The sequence below is a fragment of the Acutalibacter sp. 1XD8-33 genome, from assembly GCF_003612555.1.
Lineage (GTDB): Bacteria > Bacillota > Clostridia > Oscillospirales > Acutalibacteraceae > Acutalibacter.
This window is the reverse complement of the sequence record NZ_RAZF01000066.1, coordinates 1-2,780: the sequence shown is the minus strand read 5'-3', so window position 1 is coordinate 2,780 and position 2,780 is coordinate 1. Positions and strand designations below refer to the sequence as shown.

At 53.9% G+C, this 2,780-nt stretch carries 2 protein-coding genes; both read left to right on the top strand.

Annotated features, from left to right (window positions below):
* Positions 1 to 29: 29 nt before the first annotated feature.
* Positions 30 to 1,064, top strand: a complete 1,035-nt coding sequence (gene tnpB / locus D7X94_RS17700) for an IS66 family insertion sequence element accessory protein TnpB (RefSeq protein WP_120429132.1) — start codon at positions 30 to 32, stop codon at positions 1,062 to 1,064.
* 49 nt (positions 1,065 to 1,113) lie between these two features.
* The gene (gene tnpC / locus D7X94_RS17695; protein WP_158591079.1) at positions 1,114 to 2,673 is read left to right on the top strand and encodes an IS66 family transposase; all 1,560 of its coding nucleotides are present in this window, start codon (positions 1,114 to 1,116) and stop codon (positions 2,671 to 2,673) included.
* Positions 2,674 to 2,780 lie beyond the last annotated feature (107 nt).

The window sequence follows — 2,780 nt, the reverse complement described above, 5'->3', positions numbered from 1 at the left end:
GGGATGAAGAAAAACGGAGGATATAAGGAATGGGAACAGAGCACAAATGCCAGTGGTGTGGGAAAGAGTTTGAGCCGACCTGCCACAAGAGCCGCCAGAAGTTCTGTAGCGCGGAGTGCCGGATAAAATACCATAACGCCAAGAGGTATTATGGGGGCAAAGTGGACGTCTGTCCGGAATGTGGAGCCCCCGTGGAGCAGAGCGGAGAGCGCGGCCGTTGGAGGCGTTTTTGCAGCGACCGCTGCCGCCAGGAGTACCATAGAAAGCAGAGGCAGGAAAAGCAGCATGAGCAGGGACGAGGGAAACAGGTCTGCCCCAATTGCGGGGTAGAATTTGAACTGGACTGGAACTGCAAGACCCGGCGTTTTTGCAGCGACGAGTGCCGGAAAGAGTGGTGGAAGGAATACCGCAAGGCAAACCCGTCCGGTGAGCCGGGAATGCACAAATGCGCGTTTTGCGGAAAAGAGTTCACCAGCGAAAGGTGGCATGGCGGGGAGTACTGCAGCCGGGAGTGTTATTTGCAGGCCATGGCACAGACGAGGGAGGATAGGGTCTGCGGCTGGTGCGGAGAGGGATTCAGCACGTTTGTCAAGTCAGAGCAGAAATACTGCAGCCGGGAATGCGCGGCAGCAGCCCGGCATGACCCTGGCCACAAACGGGGCATGAGGCGCATCCGGTACACCAACGCGGAGGATTGGAAGGAACAGCTGCATGAGGCCAGCAAAAAATCCCCACCCCCAAGACGGGGGAAAAGGGTATGGCTGGTGTGCGGGGAAACCAGCATGTATACGGGGCTGGACGGGCTGCTGGGGATCATCCGGTATCAACTGAACCACAGCCCCTATGACGGAAATCTGTACGTTTTTCGTGATTTGAGTGGAAGTATGATAAAATATTTAGAGTGGGACGGGGCGGGTTTCTGCCTGAGCAAGCGCCGTGCCCAGAGCGGGAGCTACCCTTGGCCGCCAGCTGAAGCAGGAAAGGTATTGGAAATAACGGAGAAAGAATTTGAGTATTTAAAAAGCCGGTCAATTGTGCCATGCAAGGAGAAAAAGCCCAGGTAAAATGGGCTTTTTCTATTGCAGTTTTTCTTGTTTTTGGTATAATCAAGGTATGAAAAATACAGAGAAAAGCGCCGCGCAGTGGCAGGAAATCGTCAGCGAGAAGGACAAAGAAATAGCGGAGTTACGCAAGCAGGTGGATTGGTTCAAAGGGCAGTTCAAGCTGCTGCAATCCAAACAGTTTGGGCCGTCCAGCGAAAAGAGCGTAGAGTTGGAGGAACAGCTTTCTTTATTTAACGAGACGGAGGCGCTGGCAGACCTTAAAGCAGCAGAGCCTGATTTAGAGCAGATCGTATACAAGAGGAAAAAGCAGGCTGGGAAACGGGAACTGGACTTTTCTAAGCTGCCAACAGAGCAAATTGTTCACGAGCTGCCAGAGGGAGAACAGGTTTGCCCGGTATGCGGCGGGAAGATGCATGCCTGCGGCCACGAGGTTGTTCGGAGGGAACTGCGGTATGTTCCGGCGCAGTATAAGGTAGTGGAGCACGTCCAGACGGCCTACAGCTGCCGGAATTGCGAGAAAAACGCGTTAGCCACGCCCATGAAAAAGAGCAAAGTCCCAGCAGGGCTCATCCCTGGCAGTGGGATCGTTTCGCCCAGCCTGCTTGCGCACATTTTGAACAACAAATATGCGCTGGCATTGCCGTTGTACCGGCAGGAACAGGAATTTCAGCGGATTGGTGTGCCGGCGTCCCGGCAGACAATGGCAAACTGGGTGATCGCCACCCACGAGAGGTGGTTTGGGGATTTCTTCCAGCGTTTGCGCAGTGAACTGCTCTCTAACGAGATACTCCACGCGGACGAGACCACGCTGACCGTGCTGCGGGAAGATGGCAGGAAAGCTACACAAAAAAGCTATGTGTGGGTCTACCGGACCTCTGGGGACAGTGAAAGGCCGGTGGTGTTGTATGACTACCAGCCCAGCCGGACCGGGGAACACGTCAAGGCTTTCTTGACGGGTTTCTCAGGATTCCTCCACACCGATGGGTATGAGGCCTACCATTGTAAGCTGCCGCCGGACATAACCGCGGTTGGGTGTTGGGCCCACATGAGGAGAAAATTCACAGATACTCTCAAAACTCTGCCCAAAGACGCGAGGGAAAAGCATCCGGCACAGACTGGATTGCGTTACTGCAACAAATTGTTTGAGCTGGAAGCTGGATACACGGAGAAAAGGCTCTCTTTCCAGGAGCGGTTCCAGGCAAGGAAAGAGTATTCTTTCCCCATAGCAGAGGAATTCTTTGCCTGGGCCAAAAATGAATATGACCGCAACCCCGTGCCAAAGTCTGCCTATGGCGCGGCGCTGACCTATGCTGTGAAACAGAAAGAGTGGCTGATGCACGTGTTCCTGGACGGTCGCTTGGAATTATCCAACAACCGTGCTGAACGGGCGGTGCGGCCTTTTGCCGTGGGCCGGAAGAACTGGCTGTTTTCCAACACGCCCAGAGGGGCCAACGCCAGTGCAGTCGCTTATTCTATTGTGGAGACTGCTAAAGCCAACGGCCTGCGGCCTTTCCGGTACTTCCAGTTCTTATTGGAACGGCTGCCGGTAGGAACCTCTGCTGACGATTGCGCGCCTTGGAATGATGCGGCACAAGACTTGTGCCGATAACCAGTTGGCCAATTTAATGCATTAATTATTTCAAAGAGCGGCTCCTTATGGGAACCGCTCTTGCTTTTTTCCTTTTTTACGAGGGTTCGAATCTATTTTTCGCTTAC